This is a genomic window from Kribbella kalugense, from assembly GCF_004365875.1.
Classification (GTDB): Bacteria; Actinomycetota; Actinomycetes; order Propionibacteriales; family Kribbellaceae; genus Kribbella; species Kribbella kalugense.
The window spans coordinates 491,553-504,877 of sequence record NZ_SODF01000003.1 but is presented as its reverse complement, the minus strand read 5'-3'; the positions used below and the strand labels follow the sequence as shown (position 1 = coordinate 504,877).

The window sequence follows — 13,325 nt, the reverse complement described above, 5'->3', positions numbered from 1 at the left end:
CCACGCCTACTGCGCGGCACTCGGCACGGCACCTCGGCGCACGTGAGCAAAGGCCACGATGCTCCGCATCGAGACCTTCGCTCCCGCGCGCCGATGCACCGCACCGAGCACCTGCTCGCTACGGCGTGGGAGCGGGAGACACCCCCTAGTCTGGCCTCATGGTCGTTCAGGCAGATGACGCGGTGTTCCGGCCGGTCCGGGCCGGGAACCCGTTCGAGGAGACGGTCGAGCGGTTGCTCCAGGCAATCAAGCTCGGCGTCGTCGTGCCCGGCGACCGGTTGCCGCCGGAGCGCGAGCTGGCGGCCCGGCTGAACGTCAGCCGGGTCACGCTCCGGGAGGCGATCCACGCCCTCACCGAGGCCGGGTACGTCGAGTCCCGGCGCGGACGGTACGGCGGCACGTTCGTCAACGAGCAGCTGCCGAAACCCCGCCGTACGACGGCCAAACGGCTCGCCCGCGACCTCGCCGACGGACTGGACGACGCCCTGACGCTGCGCTCCGTGCTGGAAACCGGCGCCGCAGAAACGGCCGCGTCCCGGGAGCTCAGCAGCGGCGAACGCGACCATCTTGAACGTTGCCTCGCCGACACATCGGCCGCACGCCTGGCCGACTACCGTCGCCTGGATTCACGCTTACACCTTGCGATCGCCGAGGTGACCGGCTCGCCGTCGCTGACCTCGGCGATGGCCGACGTCCGGATGCGCCTCAACGAGCTCCTCGACGCGATCCCCCTGCTCGAGCGCAACATCCAGCACTCGAACCAGCAGCACACGGCGATCGTCGACGCGATCCTGGCCGGTGACCCGGAGGCCGCCCGGCAGGCGATGCAGGAACACCTCTCGGGTACGGCGGTCCTCCTGCACGGCTTTCTCGCCTGACTCCTTGACACTCGCGATACCGGATGCCTCAATTGCGTAAAGGTCTGGGGGAAGACCATTGAGGCGCTGTGTGTCTAGGAGGCTCAATGACGGACGACGAGGATCGCCTGCACCAACTGGGTTACGCACAAGAGCTGAACCGGACGATGTCCGGGTTCTCGAACTTCGCGGTGTCGTTCACGATCATCTCGATCCTGTCCGGCTGCCTGACCCTGTACGGGTTCGGGATGAACACCGGCGGCCCGGTGATGATCGTCTGGGGCTGGCCGATCGTCGGGCTGATGACCTTGTTCGTTGGCCTCGCGATGGCGGAGGTGTGCTCGAGCTACCCGACCGCCGGCGGGCTGTACTACTGGTCCGCGAAACTCGCGCCGTCCAACGGCGCCGCGTGGTCGTGGTTCACCGGGTGGTTCAACTTCCTCGGCCAGGTCGCGGTGACGGCCGGGATCGACTTCGGGGCGGCGTTCTTCCTGAACGCGTTCCTGGACCTGCAGTGGGGGTTCACCGCAACGCCCGGGCACACGATCCTGCTGTTCGGGATCATCCTGATCGTGCACGGCTTGCTGAACTCGTTCGGCGTGAAACTGGTCGCGCGGCTCAATGACATCAGCGTCTGGTGGCACATTCTCGGCGTACTGATCATCGTCGGCGTCCTGGTCTTCGTACCGGACAAGCACCAGTCGGCGTCGTTCGTGTTCGGCCACTTCGTCAACAACACCGGGTGGGGCTCGACCTTCTACGTCGCACTGCTCGGCTTGCTGCTGGCGCAGTACACCTTCACCGGGTACGACGCTTCCGCGCACATGACCGAGGAGACGCATGACGCGGCGCGGTCCGGTCCACGCGGGATCGTGATGTCGATCCTGGTGTCACTCGTGGCCGGATGGGTGCTGCTGATCGGCCTGACGTTCGCGATCCAGAACTACGACGGGTCGCTGCACAGTTCCAGCGGCGTACCGCCGGCGCAGATCTTCATCGACGCGGTCGGTGAGGTCACCGGGAAGATCCTGTTGCTGGTCGTGATCGGAGCCCAGCTGTTCTGCGGGATGTCGTCGGTGACGGCGAACTCGCGGATGATCTACGCGTTCTCCCGGGACGGCGCATTGCCCGGGTCGAGCCTCTGGCACAAGATCAACAAGCGGACCCGGACGCCAACCAACGCGATCTGGCTGGCCGCGGCCGGTGCCTTCGTCCTCGGCCTGCCGTACCTGTGGAACGCGACGGCGTACGCCGCAGTCACGTCGATCGCCGTGATCGGTCTCTACATCGCCTACGTCCTGCCCACCCTGCTCCGGCTCATGCAGGGTGACCGCTTCCAGCCCGGCCCGTGGAACCTCGGCCGATGGAGCCGCCCGATCGGCATCATCGCGATCGTCTGGGTCTGCTTCATCACGATCCTGTTCATGCTGCCTCAGGTCAGCCCCGTCACCGGCAGCACCTTCAACTACACACCGCTAGCAGTCCTGGTCGTCCTGGGCTTCGCGGCCGTCTATTGGTTCGTCTCCGCTCGCCATTGGTTCACCGGACCCAAGGTCCAGGGCAGCGAGGAAGAGCTGGCCGAGATCGAGCGCGACCTCGAAGTTATCTAGTCCAGAACTAAGTTCAACCGCCTGCTGCGCAAGAGTTCGGCAGGCGGTTGAACTTTGTCTACAAGGCGTAGACCATCCGGTGCCCCGGCACGATCGTGCCGTCGCGACTGCTCGGATCTGGGCAGCGGTCGGTGACAGGATGGTGTCCAGAAACTTTCGTGATGTGACACTTGCCGTGTCGGACGGTCGTTTCCTGTGATAATCAGCGAAGGTAATCCTTCGGGGAGCTGAATGACTGACGACGAGCTGGTCGGGCGTGCCGGACTGGTCGAGCGTGCTACCAAGCAGCTCGAGACCAGCGGCAGTGTGCTGCTCTACGGCCCGACCGGTATCGGCAAGTCGGCTCTCGGCCGGGCTCTCGTCGCGGAGCGTGGCCGGAAGGGCTGCCGGATTCTCAGCGCGGCCCCGTCCAATTCGGAGGCCGGCCTCCCGTACGTCACACTGCTGGATCTGCTGTCCAACCAGCTCGAGTTCGCCTGGCAGGTGCTCCCCGACCATCTCCGTCAACCTCTCGAGGTCGCGCTGCTGAAGGCGAGTGCGCCCGACACCGTCCGGGACGAGCTCGCTGTCCGCCTCGCCGTACTGCACGTCCTCCGCCGCCTCGCCACCACCGGCCCGGTCCTCCTGGTCGTCGACGACATCCAGTGGGTGGACCCGTCCAGCCTCGAGGTCCTGACCTTCTGCGCCCGCCGCCTGTCCGAGGGCGTGCACTTGCTCGCGACTGAGCAGGTGGCCGATGGCGACCTGCCGATCATGGCCGACGCCTGCCCGGAGCCCGTGCTCCAGCTCGAGGTCCCGCCGCTGACCGAGCCGGACGTTCTCGGCTTGCTCCGCCAGCGTCTGTCGAGCCCGCTCCCGGTCCGTACTGCGCGGCGGATCTTCGCGGCGAGCGCCGGCAACCCGTTCATGGCGCTCGAGCTCGGTCGCGCAGTACTGCGGCATCCGAAGAGCGTCTCGCCGAACGACCCGCTCCCGGTGTCCAGCCGGCTCAAGATCCTGCTCGGCGACCGCCTGTCCGACCTGACTGCCGGCGCCCACGAGCTGCTCCTGCACGCCGCGTCCTCGCCGCGCCCGACCACGACCCAGCTCGCCCGGTCCCTCGACCGCCGGATCGACACCAACCTGGCCGAAGCCGAGACCCTCGGGCTGATCGACATCACCGCCGAACGCCTCCGCTTCACCCACCCGCTGCTCCGCGAGTTCGTTTACGCCGAAGCCACGTCTGCCGCCCGCCGTCAGGCCCACGCCCAGCTGGCGGCCGTGGTCGACGAGCCGGTCGAGAAGGCGACCCACCGCGCTCTCGCCACCCAGGAGGCAGACCCGGAGCTGGCGGTCACCATCGAGGAGGCCGCTGTCGTTGCGGCCGGCCGTGGCGCGCCCGGTGCCGCCGCGACCCTCTGGAAGCTAAGCGCAGACCGGACGCCGAGCACGCAGCCGGACGAACGCGCCCGGAGACTGACCCGGGCCGCCGACGACGCAGCAGCTGCCGGACACGTCGCGGAATCGGCCGACATGGCGCGCCTCGCCGTACAGGCGGCGATGACGCCGGAGACCAAGGTGCCCGCGCTGCTCCTGTGCGCCGACGCGGTCTGGCCGGAGCGCGACCATCGGGTCGAGCTGCTCGCGGAAGCATTCGAGGCGGCCGCAGGGGACAAGCGGCTGGAGGCCCGGGTGCGGATCGAGCGCAGCCACAGCCACTACTTCGACCGCAGCCTGGACGACGCGCAGGAGGACGCCCGGATCGCCGAGGATCTGGCGCGCGAGTCCGGCGACACGGAAGCGATCGTCGACGCGCTGAGTGCGGCGAGTTCGGTCTTGATGGCTCGCGATGCCGATGAGTCCTCGGATGCCGTGCTGGAGCAGGCCGCCGAGCTGGCGAGCAGCCTGCCGCTGACCAGGACTGTGGTGAACGCGCGCCAGATGGCGGCGATGCGGGAGCTGTTCCGCGGCCGGACCGACAAGGCGATCACGGCGATCACCGCGCTGGTCGACGAGGTCCGCGACCACGGCGCGATGCGCTGGCTGGCGTCCGCGTTGATCTCAGCGACCGCGATCTACGAGCGCAGCGGACGTGGCGCCGACGCGCTGGCCGCCGGACACGAGTGCTACCAGCTGATGCAGGACATCGGTGACGAGGCCGAGGTCGGGATGATCATCGCCAGCCGGGCCGAGTGGGTCGGCGGTTCGGCGGCCATGGGCCGGCAGTTGGCCGAGGCCGCGCTCGAAGGCGTCCGCCTGGTCGCGAACGACGAGTGGACCGGCCCGGCGCTGGTCAGTCTCGGGCTGATCGGGGTGCTGACCGGGGATCCGCAGCGTGCGGTCGAGTCGTTCGACGCGGTCGCCGAGTCGGGCGAGGCCGCGATGCCGTACGACCCGGCCGTGATCCCGTGGCACGCCGACTATGCCGAGGCGCTGGTCGCGGCCGGCCGGCTGGACGACGCGGCCGCGCTGATCGCCGAGATCCGGACCCGCGCGGAGAACCTGGACCGCGCCGTGATCATGATCGGCCTGGCCCGGTCCGAGGCGCTGCTGATCGCCAAGCAGGGCGACCCGGCCGCGGCGCTGGAGCTGCTCGAGAAGACGATCAGTACGGCGGGGGACCGGGTCTACCCGCTCGACCTCGCCCGCTGCGAACTCACCCGTGGCCGCGTCGCCCGGCAGGCCCGCCGCCGATCGGTCGCGCGGACCGCGTTCCTGGACGCGATCGAGCAGTTCGAGGCGTACGGCGCTCCCGCCTGGCGCGAGGTGGCCGAGACTGAGCTCGCGCGTCTCGACGTACCGAGCCGGAGCCGGCAGCCCTCCGAGCTGACCGACAACGAGCAGCAGATCGTCTCGATGGTCCGCGACGGCTCCACCAACCGCGAGATCGCCGCGGCCCTCTACCTGTCGGTGAAGGCGGTCGAGTCCCAGCTCACCCGCCTCTACCGCCGCTTCGGCGTCGCCAACCGCACCCAGCTACTCCGGACCGTGGACCGCCCTGGTCACAATGGCTAGGTGAAACTCGAACGCAAGCACGCCCTGATCCTGCTGGCCATCGCCGCCTGGAACGTCATCACGTATCTGCGCTTCATCAAAGCGCTGATGGACACCGAGGGCCGCCCGACCGGGTACTACGTGGCGCACACCATCCTGGTCATCGTGAACCTGCTGATCGCCGTACTGCTCGGCACCTGGGGTGTCCGTGCGTACAAGGCGTCTAAGGCTTCACAAAACTCGCCGGTGTAACACCAAGCATCTTCCGGAAGTGCCGGTTCAGATGCGACTGGTCGTAGAAGCCGGCCAACGTTGCCACCTCAGCGGCCGGATGCCCGTCGAGTAAGTATCGCCTCGCGAGATCGACCCGCCGTCCGGTCAGATACCGATGTGGCGGCATCCCGAACTCCCGGCTGAAGGCCCGCACCAGATGCGCCGGATGCGCATGCACCACCTTCGCCGCATCCTCCAGCGTGATCCCATCGGCGACGTTCGCGTCCAGCAGCTCACGTAGCCGCGTGGCGACGCCGGCGTCGTACCGGTCCGGTGGATCGACCACGTGGCGGCGGAGGTGCTGCTGCAGGCGCTCCTCGATCAGCGTCAACCGGCTCTGCGCTTCCAGATCCTCCAGACCATCCCGCAGTACGCCGTGCAGCTGGTGGATCCGGTGCCGTAGCAGCGGGTCGACGTACTCCGGCTGGTCGACGGCCGCGCCGATCAGGCCGTCCCCGAGCCGATCCGGTGCCAGGTAAAGCACCCGCTTGCGGAACCCCTCCGGCCGCACCGACCGCCCGTCGTGCGGCACATGCGGTGGCAGCAGCGAGACCTGAGCCTGGGCGAGCCCGTGCTCGCGGTGATCCAGGTCGTACCGTACGGCGCCCTCGTCGACGATGAGCACGGTCCACGCGTCGTGGGTGTGGCTCGGGTACGCATGCGACGGGAAGTGGGCGTGCAGAACCTCGACGACCCCGGCCAGCCCGGGCCGCCACGCCCGGACCGTGGCGCCACGACTCATACTCAGAACATACGCTTCTCGGCGTGAAGGTCTACGTGAGTGCGGACATGGAAGGCGTCACCGGACTGGTCGACGCGGAGGACGTGCAGCCGCCGGGGCGCGACTACGAGCGCGGCCGGGTGCTGATGACCCAGGACGTGAACGCGGCCATCCGCGGTGCGTACGCCGCCGGCGCGACAGCCGTCCTGGTCAACGACGCCCACGGCCCGATGCGCAACCTGCTCCCCGACCTGCTCGACCCCCGCGCCCGCCTGATCAAGGGCCGCCCGAAGCCGATGGGCATGATCGAAGGCCTCACCAGCGAGTACGAAGCGACTGTCTGCATCGGATTCCACGCCCGGGCCGGCGTTCTCGGCGTACTGAGTCACAGCTTCATGGGCCACGAGATCGAGGACATCTGGCTCGACGACCAGCTCACCGGCGAGATCGGCCTCCTCCACGCCGCGTCGGCCGCGTACGGCGTACCCGTCGCCCTTCTCACCGGCGACGACACCGCCTGCGACGAAATGAAGTCTTGGGACCCGACCGTCGCCACCGTCCCGGTCAAATTCGCCAAGGACCGCTTCGCCGCCCAACTCGTCCCCGTCGCCGAATCCCACGAGTCGATCGAGACGACGGCGGCGCAAGCCCTTCGCAGCCTCTCGCCGTCCGACGCGCCGCCTGGTCCCCGCACCCTCACGGTCCGCTGGCAGTCCGCGTCCGTCGCCTCGCACCTCACCGCCATCCCCGGTGTCGAACGGCGTGACGACCGCACGGTGACCGTCGAGGGCGACATGCTCCAGCTCTACCGACTCTTCAACCTGTTCCTGCGAGTCTGCACAGCCGTCACGTCGAACCCGCCATACTGCTAGAGGCTTAAAACGTACAAGACGGCCGCCGGGGTCTTCGGTGACGATCGGTGCTGTGGATGAGCCGATCAGATTTGATACGAAGATTGCTGTGCTGTTGCGCGACGATCTGGCGGTGTGGCAGCGGTTGAACGTGACCGCGTTCCTGGTCAGCGGGATCGCCGGTACGCATCCGGAGGTCGTGGGCGAACCCTACGAGGACGCCGACGGCACCCGCTACCTGCCGATGTTCCGCCAGCCGGTGATGGTCTTCGAAGGCAGCAAAGAGTTCATGACCACCGCCCACGACCGGGCGGTACGCCGAGAAGTCGAGCACGCCGTCTTCACCCAGGACCTGTTTGCCACCGGCAACGACCGCGACAACCGGGCTGCCGTGAAAGCAGTCGCCACCGCCGAACTAGACCTGGTCGGCATCGCCGTCTACGGCCCCAAGAACGCCGTCGACAAGATCCTCAAGGGCGCCACCAAACACCACTAGCGGGGGGCGAACTTGGTCCAGGTGGCGCCTTGGTCGGTGCTGAGGACTACCTCGGTGGTGCGGCGTTTGGGGACTTCGAAGCCGTAGATCAGGTGGTCGTCGCCGGAGAGGTCGGCGAGGTCGCCGGGGTAGCCCTTGTCCAGGTTGGCGGAGGTGTCGCGGACCCGGTACAGCCGCGGCCGAGCGCCTGCCGGGCCGCCCAGCATCAGCGCGGTGCCGTCGTCGAAGGCGAGCGGCGGCGCGGTCAGGGTCGCCGGTGGGTGTTGGACGACGGTCCAGGTTGCCCCGCGGTCCTTGGAGATCCGCATCTTCGCGACGGCCTGCCCGCTGTCGCCGACGATGATCGAGGTCGTCAGCAGGGTGCTGCCGTCCGGGCTGACGGCGAGCTCGCCGAGCTGGTTGTGGCTGTCGAGCGCCTGCGCGCGCCAGGTCTTGCCGCCGTCGTCGGTCCAGACGATGTCGGTCCGGCCGATCCCGGTCAGCATCCAGCAGCGGCCGGTGGTGTCACAGACCGGCGACCGGGTGCCGCGGGTCTGGAGCATCCGGACGGTGAACTCCTTCGGGTTCACCACCACGATCCGGCCGGGCACGATCTGGTCGGTGAGGATCTCGTCGGGCTGGAAGGTCGAGGTCGGCAGCCGGTACCGGAGGCGGGTCAGCACCGGGCCGTCGTACGTGAGCCGGAACATCAGCGCCGCGCCTCCGGTCAGCGTGCCCTCGCGGGGCGGTGCGACCGCGATCGCCTCGTCGCCCGCCTGCAGGGTCGCGTACGGGACCGGCCACTCTGGTGCGGTGGCGCGGGCGCCGTCCCGGTCGACCACGGCGGCGTACCGGCAATTTGGGGCGGTGGTGCAGTCGGACCAGCCGGCCGCCCAGCGGTTCCGGGTCACCATCGTCATCGACAGCACCTGCGCCCGCTCGGCGTTGACCACGTCGATCCCGGCTCGCCCAGCGGCCGCCGGCTCCATCGCGACCGGCGCGTCGTCGGCTCCGGTCCGGTGGGAGATCCACACCAGCGTCGCGATGACGACGGACGTGGTGGCGGCCAGTACGCCGAGCACGAGTAGCGGCGGCTTGCTCCGGGGTACGCCGCAGCGCTCCAACAGCTCTACCAGTCGCGGGTAGTAGCGGTCGAAGAACTCACGCACGCGCGCGTACACAATCACCCCCGAAGATGGCCGGGGAGAAGTTTATGTGACGCCTGGGGCAGCCGATCACACCCGGCGGAAGATGAGCGCGCGCTTCACTTCCTGGATTGCCTTGGTGACCTCGATGCCGCGCGGGCAGGCGTCGGTGCAGTTGAAGGTGGTCCGGCAGCGCCAGACGCCTTCCTTGTCGTTCAGGATCTCCAGCCGCTGCTCGGTGCCCTCGTCGCGGCTGTCGAAGATGAACCGGTGGGCGCCGACGATCGCCTGCGGGCCGAAGTACTGGCCGTCGGACCAGAACACCGGGCAGGACGTCGTACACGCGGCGCAGAGGATGCACTTGGTGGTGTCGTCGAACCGGTCCCGGTCGGCCTGGGACTGGATCCGCTCCCGGGTCGGCTCGTGACCGCTGGTGACCAGGAACGGCATCACCGCGCGGTACGCCTCGAAGAACGGGTCCATGTCGACGACCAGGTCCTTGAGCACGGTCAGGCCCTTGATCGGCTCGACGGTGATCTCCTTGCCCGGGTTCAGGTCCTTGATCAGCGTCTTGCAGGCCAGCCGGTTGCGGCCGTTGATCCGCATCGCGTCCGAGCCGCAGACCCCGTGCGCGCAGGACCGGCGGAAGGTCAGCGTGCCGTCCTGCTCCCACTTGATCTTGTGCAGCGCGTCGAGGACCCGGTCGGTCGGCTGGAGCGTGACGGAGTACGTCTTCCACTCGGCCTCGTCGAGTACCTCGGGGTTGTACCGGAGGATCTTGACCTTCACGTCCATCAGTACTTGCGCTCCATCGGCTTGTAACGGGTCTGGACGACCGGTTTGTAGTCGAGCCGGATGTTCTCGTTGCCCTCAGCATCGACCTCGCGGTACGCCATCGTGTGCCGCATGAAGTTCACGTCGTCGCGGGTCGCGTAGTCCTCGCGGAAGTGCCCGCCGCGGGATTCCTTGCGGGCCAGCGCGGACACCACCAGCACCTCGGCCAGGTCGATCAGGAAGCCGAGCTCGACCGCCTCGAGCAGGTCGGTGTTGAACCGCCGGCCCTTGTCCTGGACCCCGACGCTCTTGAACCGCTCCTTGAGCGCCTCGATGTCGACCAGCGCCTGCTTGAGCGAGCCCTCGGTCCGGTAGACCTGCGCGTTCAGGTCCATCGTCGCCTGCAGATCGGACCGAATCGCCGCGATCCGCTCCTCACCGGTGGACGTCCGCAGCCCCTCGACCAGGTCCACGACGTACGCTGACGGGTCGTCGGGCAGCTCCTCGAAGACCGCGGTCTCGGCGTACTCCGCTGCCGCGATACCGGCCCGCCGGCCGAATACGTTGATGTCGAGCAGCGAGTTCGTGCCCAGCCGATTCGCACCGTGCACCGAGACGCAGGCGACCTCGCCGGCGGCGTACAGGCCGGGGATCACGTCCTCGTTGTTGGCCAGCGCCTCGCCCTTGATGTTGGTCGGGATGCCGCCCATCGCGTAGTGCGCGGTCGGGAAGACCGGGATCTGCTCGGTGTACGGCTCCACGCCCAGATACGTCCGGGCGAACTCCGTGATGTCCGGCAGCTTCGCGTCGATGTGGGCCGGCTCGAGGTGAGTCAGGTCGAGCATCACATAAGCCTTGTCGGGCCCGCAGCCACGACCCTCTCGTACTTCGTTCGCCATCGCCCGGGCCACCATGTCCCGCGGTGCAAGGTCCTTCACCGTCGGCGCGTACCGCTCCATGAAGCGTTCGTTGTCCGAGTTGCGCAGGATGCCGCCCTCACCACGGGCCGCCTCTGACAGCAGTACGCCGAGACCCGCGAGGCCGGTCGGGTGGAACTGGAAGAACTCCATGTCCTCCAGCGGCAGACCCTTCCGCCAGACGATGCCCATCCCGTCACCGGTCAGCGTGTGCGCGTTGGACGTCGTACGGAAGACCTTCCCGAACCCGCCCGAGGCGAAGATGACCGACTTGGCCGAGAACACGTGCAGCTCGCCGGTCGCCAGCTCGTACGCGACCACGCCGCTCGCCTTGCCGTCCGTCATCAGCAGGTCGAGAACGTAGTACTCGTTGAAGAATTCGACGTTCTGCTTGATGCACTGCTGGTACAGCGTCTGCAGGATCATGTGACCGGTACGGTCCGCCGCGAAGCACGAACGCCGTACGACGGCCTCGCCGTGGTTGCGGGTGTGTCCGCCGAAGAAGCGCTGGTCGATCTTGCCCTCGGCGGTCCGGTTGAACGGTAGACCCATCTTCTCCAGGTCGAGCACCGCGTCGACGGCCTCGCGGCACATCACCTCGGCCGCGTCCTGGTCGACCAGGAAGTCACCACCCTTGACCGTGTCGAAGGTGTGCCACTCCCAGTTGTCCTCCTCGACGTTCGCCAGCGCGGCGCACATGCCGCCCTGGGCCGCGCCGGTGTGCGACCGGGTCGGATAGAGCTTGGTGAGTACGGCGGTCCGGGTCCGCGTGCTCGACTCCAGCGCGGCCCGCATTCCGGCCCCACCCGCGCCGACGATGATGACGTCGTACTGATGTTGCTGCATGACTTCCTTACTTACAGACGGACAGCGTGCTGTTCGGGTCGAGGCAGGGATCGAAAGTGAAGATCACCAGGGTGCCGAGTACGACGATGACGAGCGCCGCCGTGATCAGCAGGGCCTTCAGCCAGAACCGGGTCTGGTCCTTCTCGGCGTAGTCGTTGATGATCGTGCGCAGCCCGTTGCCGCCGTGCAGCATGGCCAGCCACAGCATCAACAGGTCCCAGACCTGCCAGAGCGGGTTGGCCCACTTGCCGGCCACGAAACCGAAGTCCAGCGCGGTGATCCCGCCGCCGAGCATCAGGTTCACGAACAGGTGCCCGAGCACCAGGATGACGAGCGCGAGCCCGGACAGCCGCATGAACAACCAGCTGTACAGCTCGAAGTTGGTCTGACCGGAGTGGTTCCGTCCGCCGCCCTTCACAGAGCGGCTGCGCGAACTGGACCGGGGAGCAGCGATCTCCGACATCTCAGCCTCCGAACACGTGGGTCAGATGCCGGATGACGAACGGTACGAACAGCACCACCCAGATCACCCCGACGCCGATCATCAGCTGCCGCTGGTAGCGCGGGCCCTTGGCCCAGAAGTCGATCAGGATCAGCCGGATGCCGTTGAACGCGTGGAACAGGATCGCCGCCACCAGACCGACCTCTAGCAGGCCGACGATCGGGTTCTTGTAGGTGCCGATGACCTCGTTGTACGCGTGCGGCGAGACCCGGACCAGCGCGGTGTCGAGCACGTGCACCAGCAGGAAGAAGAAGATCCCGACACCGGTGATCCGGTGCGCGACCCATGACCACATGCCCTCCCGGCCGCGGTACAGCGTGCCGGCTGGTTTGCTGGGCACCAGTTCCTCCTCGTCGCAAACGCCAGGTCGTCTTGATGCTAGACCCGCTCCGAGAGGTGAAATGTCCTGACAGATGTGACATCGATCGCCAGGCGTGTGATCTCGGTCGCGTCGATGCGCTTGACTTCAACTGAGCTTGAACGCGTTGGCTTACCGGCACATCAGAGCCTAAGGGGAGAATGACAGTGAGTTTCTGGATCTGTGCGACCTGCGCGGTCGAACACTCCGAGCAGGTCGAGGTCTGTGCGATCTGCGCCGACGAGCGGCAGTGGGTGCCCGCCGACGGCCAGCACTGGACCACGCTCGAAGAGCTGGCCGGCACCGAGGTGACCATCGCCGAGGTGGAGCCCGGCCTGTACGGCATCCGCTCGAAGCCGCCGGTCGGGATCGGCCAGCAGTCGATGCTGCTGACAACGGACGCGGGCAACCTGCTCTGGGACCCGATCGGGTACGTGGACGACGACGCCGTACGCCGGGTCCGCGAGCACGGCGACGTGGTCGCGATCATCGCCAGTCATCCGCACATGTACGGCGTCCAGGTCGAGTGGAGCCACCGTCTCGGCGACGTACCGGTGTACGTCTCGGAGCCGGACAAGGAATGGGTCGCGCGCCAGGACGCGGTCATCCAGACCTGGTCCGGCACACTGACGCCGCTACCCGGAGTGACGGTTCTTCAACCAGGCGGTCATTTCCCGGGCAGCGCGGTCGTGCACTGGCAGAACGGTGCCGAGGGCAAGGGTGTGATCCTGTCCGGCGACACCATCTTCGCCAACCCCGACCGCACCTCGGTCAGCTTCATGCGCAGCTACCCGAACCGCATCCCGCTGTCCGGTGCGGTAGTAGACCGAGTCGCCCGCTCCCTCGACCCCTACGAGTACGACCGCCTCTACAACAACTTCGGCGCCAGCATCCCCGTCGACGCCAAGGCAGTAGTCCGCCGCTCAGCCGACCGCCACGCCGCCTGGACCCGGGGCGACTACGACCATCTGACCTGACGTCTGCAGCTCGACAGTGCGTATACGTCCACTGGGCCAATCGCTC

At 67.7% G+C, this 13,325-nt stretch carries 13 protein-coding genes; 7 read left to right on the top strand and 6 right to left on the bottom strand.

All coding sequences use genetic code 11. From position 1 onward, the window contains the following. The first annotated feature begins 158 nt into the window (after positions 1–158). The 4 genes from EV650_RS33720 (at position 159) to EV650_RS33705 (ending at position 5,692) form a co-directional block, all read left to right on the top strand. Positions 159–878 carry a FadR/GntR family transcriptional regulator gene (locus EV650_RS33720; RefSeq protein ID WP_134123206.1) on the top strand — a complete coding sequence of 240 codons (720 nt, stop codon included), beginning with the start codon at positions 159–161 and terminating at the stop codon, positions 876–878. Between the two features lie 86 nt (positions 879–964). Beyond that, positions 965–2,467 carry an amino acid permease gene (locus tag EV650_RS33715; RefSeq protein WP_134123205.1) on the top strand — a complete coding sequence of 501 codons (1,503 nt, stop codon included), beginning with the start codon at positions 965–967 and terminating at the stop codon, positions 2,465–2,467. A gap of 231 nt (positions 2,468–2,698) precedes the next feature. After that, a complete protein-coding gene (locus tag EV650_RS33710; RefSeq protein WP_134123204.1) occupies positions 2,699–5,461 on the top strand; it encodes an AAA family ATPase in 2,763 nt (920 codons plus the stop codon). Next, positions 5,462–5,692 (top strand): SCO4848 family membrane protein, encoded by a 231-nt coding sequence (locus EV650_RS33705; protein WP_134123203.1) that lies wholly within the window; start codon positions 5,462–5,464, stop codon positions 5,690–5,692. Here EV650_RS33705 and EV650_RS33700 read toward each other — a convergent pair. Then, positions 5,664–6,455, bottom strand: coding sequence for a helix-turn-helix transcriptional regulator (locus EV650_RS33700; RefSeq protein WP_134123202.1), 792 nt, complete (start codon positions 6,453–6,455; stop codon positions 5,664–5,666). The genes EV650_RS33705 and EV650_RS33700 overlap by 29 nt on opposite strands. 23 nt (positions 6,456–6,478) lie before the next feature. Between EV650_RS33700 and EV650_RS33695 the strand changes: the two genes are divergently transcribed. Continuing rightward, entirely contained in the window at positions 6,479–7,306 is an 828-nt protein-coding gene (locus tag EV650_RS33695; RefSeq protein WP_134123201.1) for a M55 family metallopeptidase, read from the top strand. 52 nt (positions 7,307–7,358) lie between these two features. After that, positions 7,359–7,781 (top strand): DUF2000 domain-containing protein, encoded by a 423-nt coding sequence (locus EV650_RS33690; protein WP_238174648.1) that lies wholly within the window; start codon positions 7,359–7,361, stop codon positions 7,779–7,781. Here the strand turns inward: EV650_RS33690 and EV650_RS33685 are convergent. From EV650_RS33685 to sdhC, 5 genes are all read right to left on the bottom strand, one after another. After that, the gene (locus EV650_RS33685; protein WP_134123200.1) at positions 7,778–8,929 is read right to left on the bottom strand and encodes a WD40/YVTN/BNR-like repeat-containing protein; all 1,152 of its coding nucleotides are present in this window, start codon (positions 8,927–8,929) and stop codon (positions 7,778–7,780) included. The genes EV650_RS33690 and EV650_RS33685 overlap by 4 nt on opposite strands. Before the next feature lie 66 nt (positions 8,930–8,995). Then, the gene (locus EV650_RS33680) at positions 8,996–9,700 is read right to left on the bottom strand and encodes a succinate dehydrogenase iron-sulfur subunit (protein ID WP_134123199.1); all 705 of its coding nucleotides are present in this window, start codon (positions 9,698–9,700) and stop codon (positions 8,996–8,998) included. Continuing rightward, positions 9,700–11,442, bottom strand: coding sequence for a succinate dehydrogenase flavoprotein subunit (gene sdhA, locus EV650_RS33675; protein ID WP_134123198.1), 1,743 nt, complete (start codon positions 11,440–11,442; stop codon positions 9,700–9,702). Before sdhA ends, EV650_RS33680 begins: the two co-directional genes overlap by 1 nt. 7 nt (positions 11,443–11,449) lie before the next feature. Continuing rightward, positions 11,450–11,905, bottom strand: a complete 456-nt coding sequence (locus EV650_RS33670) for a succinate dehydrogenase hydrophobic membrane anchor subunit (protein WP_134123197.1) — start codon at positions 11,903–11,905, stop codon at positions 11,450–11,452. Position 11,906: 1 nt separating this feature from the next. Beyond that, positions 11,907–12,284, bottom strand: a complete 378-nt coding sequence (sdhC, locus tag EV650_RS33665; protein WP_134123196.1) for a succinate dehydrogenase, cytochrome b556 subunit — start codon at positions 12,282–12,284, stop codon at positions 11,907–11,909. Positions 12,285–12,469: 185 nt separating this feature from the next. Here sdhC and EV650_RS33660 point away from each other — a divergent pair, with 185 nt between their 5' ends. Next, a complete protein-coding gene (locus EV650_RS33660) occupies positions 12,470–13,279 on the top strand; it encodes an MBL fold metallo-hydrolase (RefSeq protein WP_134123195.1) in 810 nt (269 codons plus the stop codon). Positions 13,280–13,325 lie beyond the last annotated feature (46 nt).

Excerpts from the sequence above, each read along its gene's own strand:
- sdhA (WP_134123198.1), bottom strand. The coding sequence starts at position 11,442 with ATGCAGCAACATCAGTACGACGTCATCATCGTCGGCGCGGGTGGGGCC.
- EV650_RS33700 (WP_134123202.1), bottom strand. The coding sequence starts at position 6,455 with ATGAGTCGTGGCGCCACGGTCCGGGCGTGGCGGCCCGGGCTGGCCGGG.
- EV650_RS33670 (WP_134123197.1), bottom strand. The coding sequence starts at position 11,905 with ATGTCGGAGATCGCTGCTCCCCGGTCCAGTTCGCGCAGCCGCTCTGTG.
- EV650_RS33710 (WP_134123204.1), top strand. The coding sequence starts at position 2,699 with ATGACTGACGACGAGCTGGTCGGGCGTGCCGGACTGGTCGAGCGTGCT.
- EV650_RS33720 (WP_134123206.1), top strand. The coding sequence starts at position 159 with ATGGTCGTTCAGGCAGATGACGCGGTGTTCCGGCCGGTCCGGGCCGGG.
- EV650_RS33680 (WP_134123199.1), bottom strand. The coding sequence starts at position 9,700 with ATGGACGTGAAGGTCAAGATCCTCCGGTACAACCCCGAGGTACTCGAC.
- EV650_RS33715 (WP_134123205.1), top strand. The coding sequence starts at position 965 with ATGACGGACGACGAGGATCGCCTGCACCAACTGGGTTACGCACAAGAG.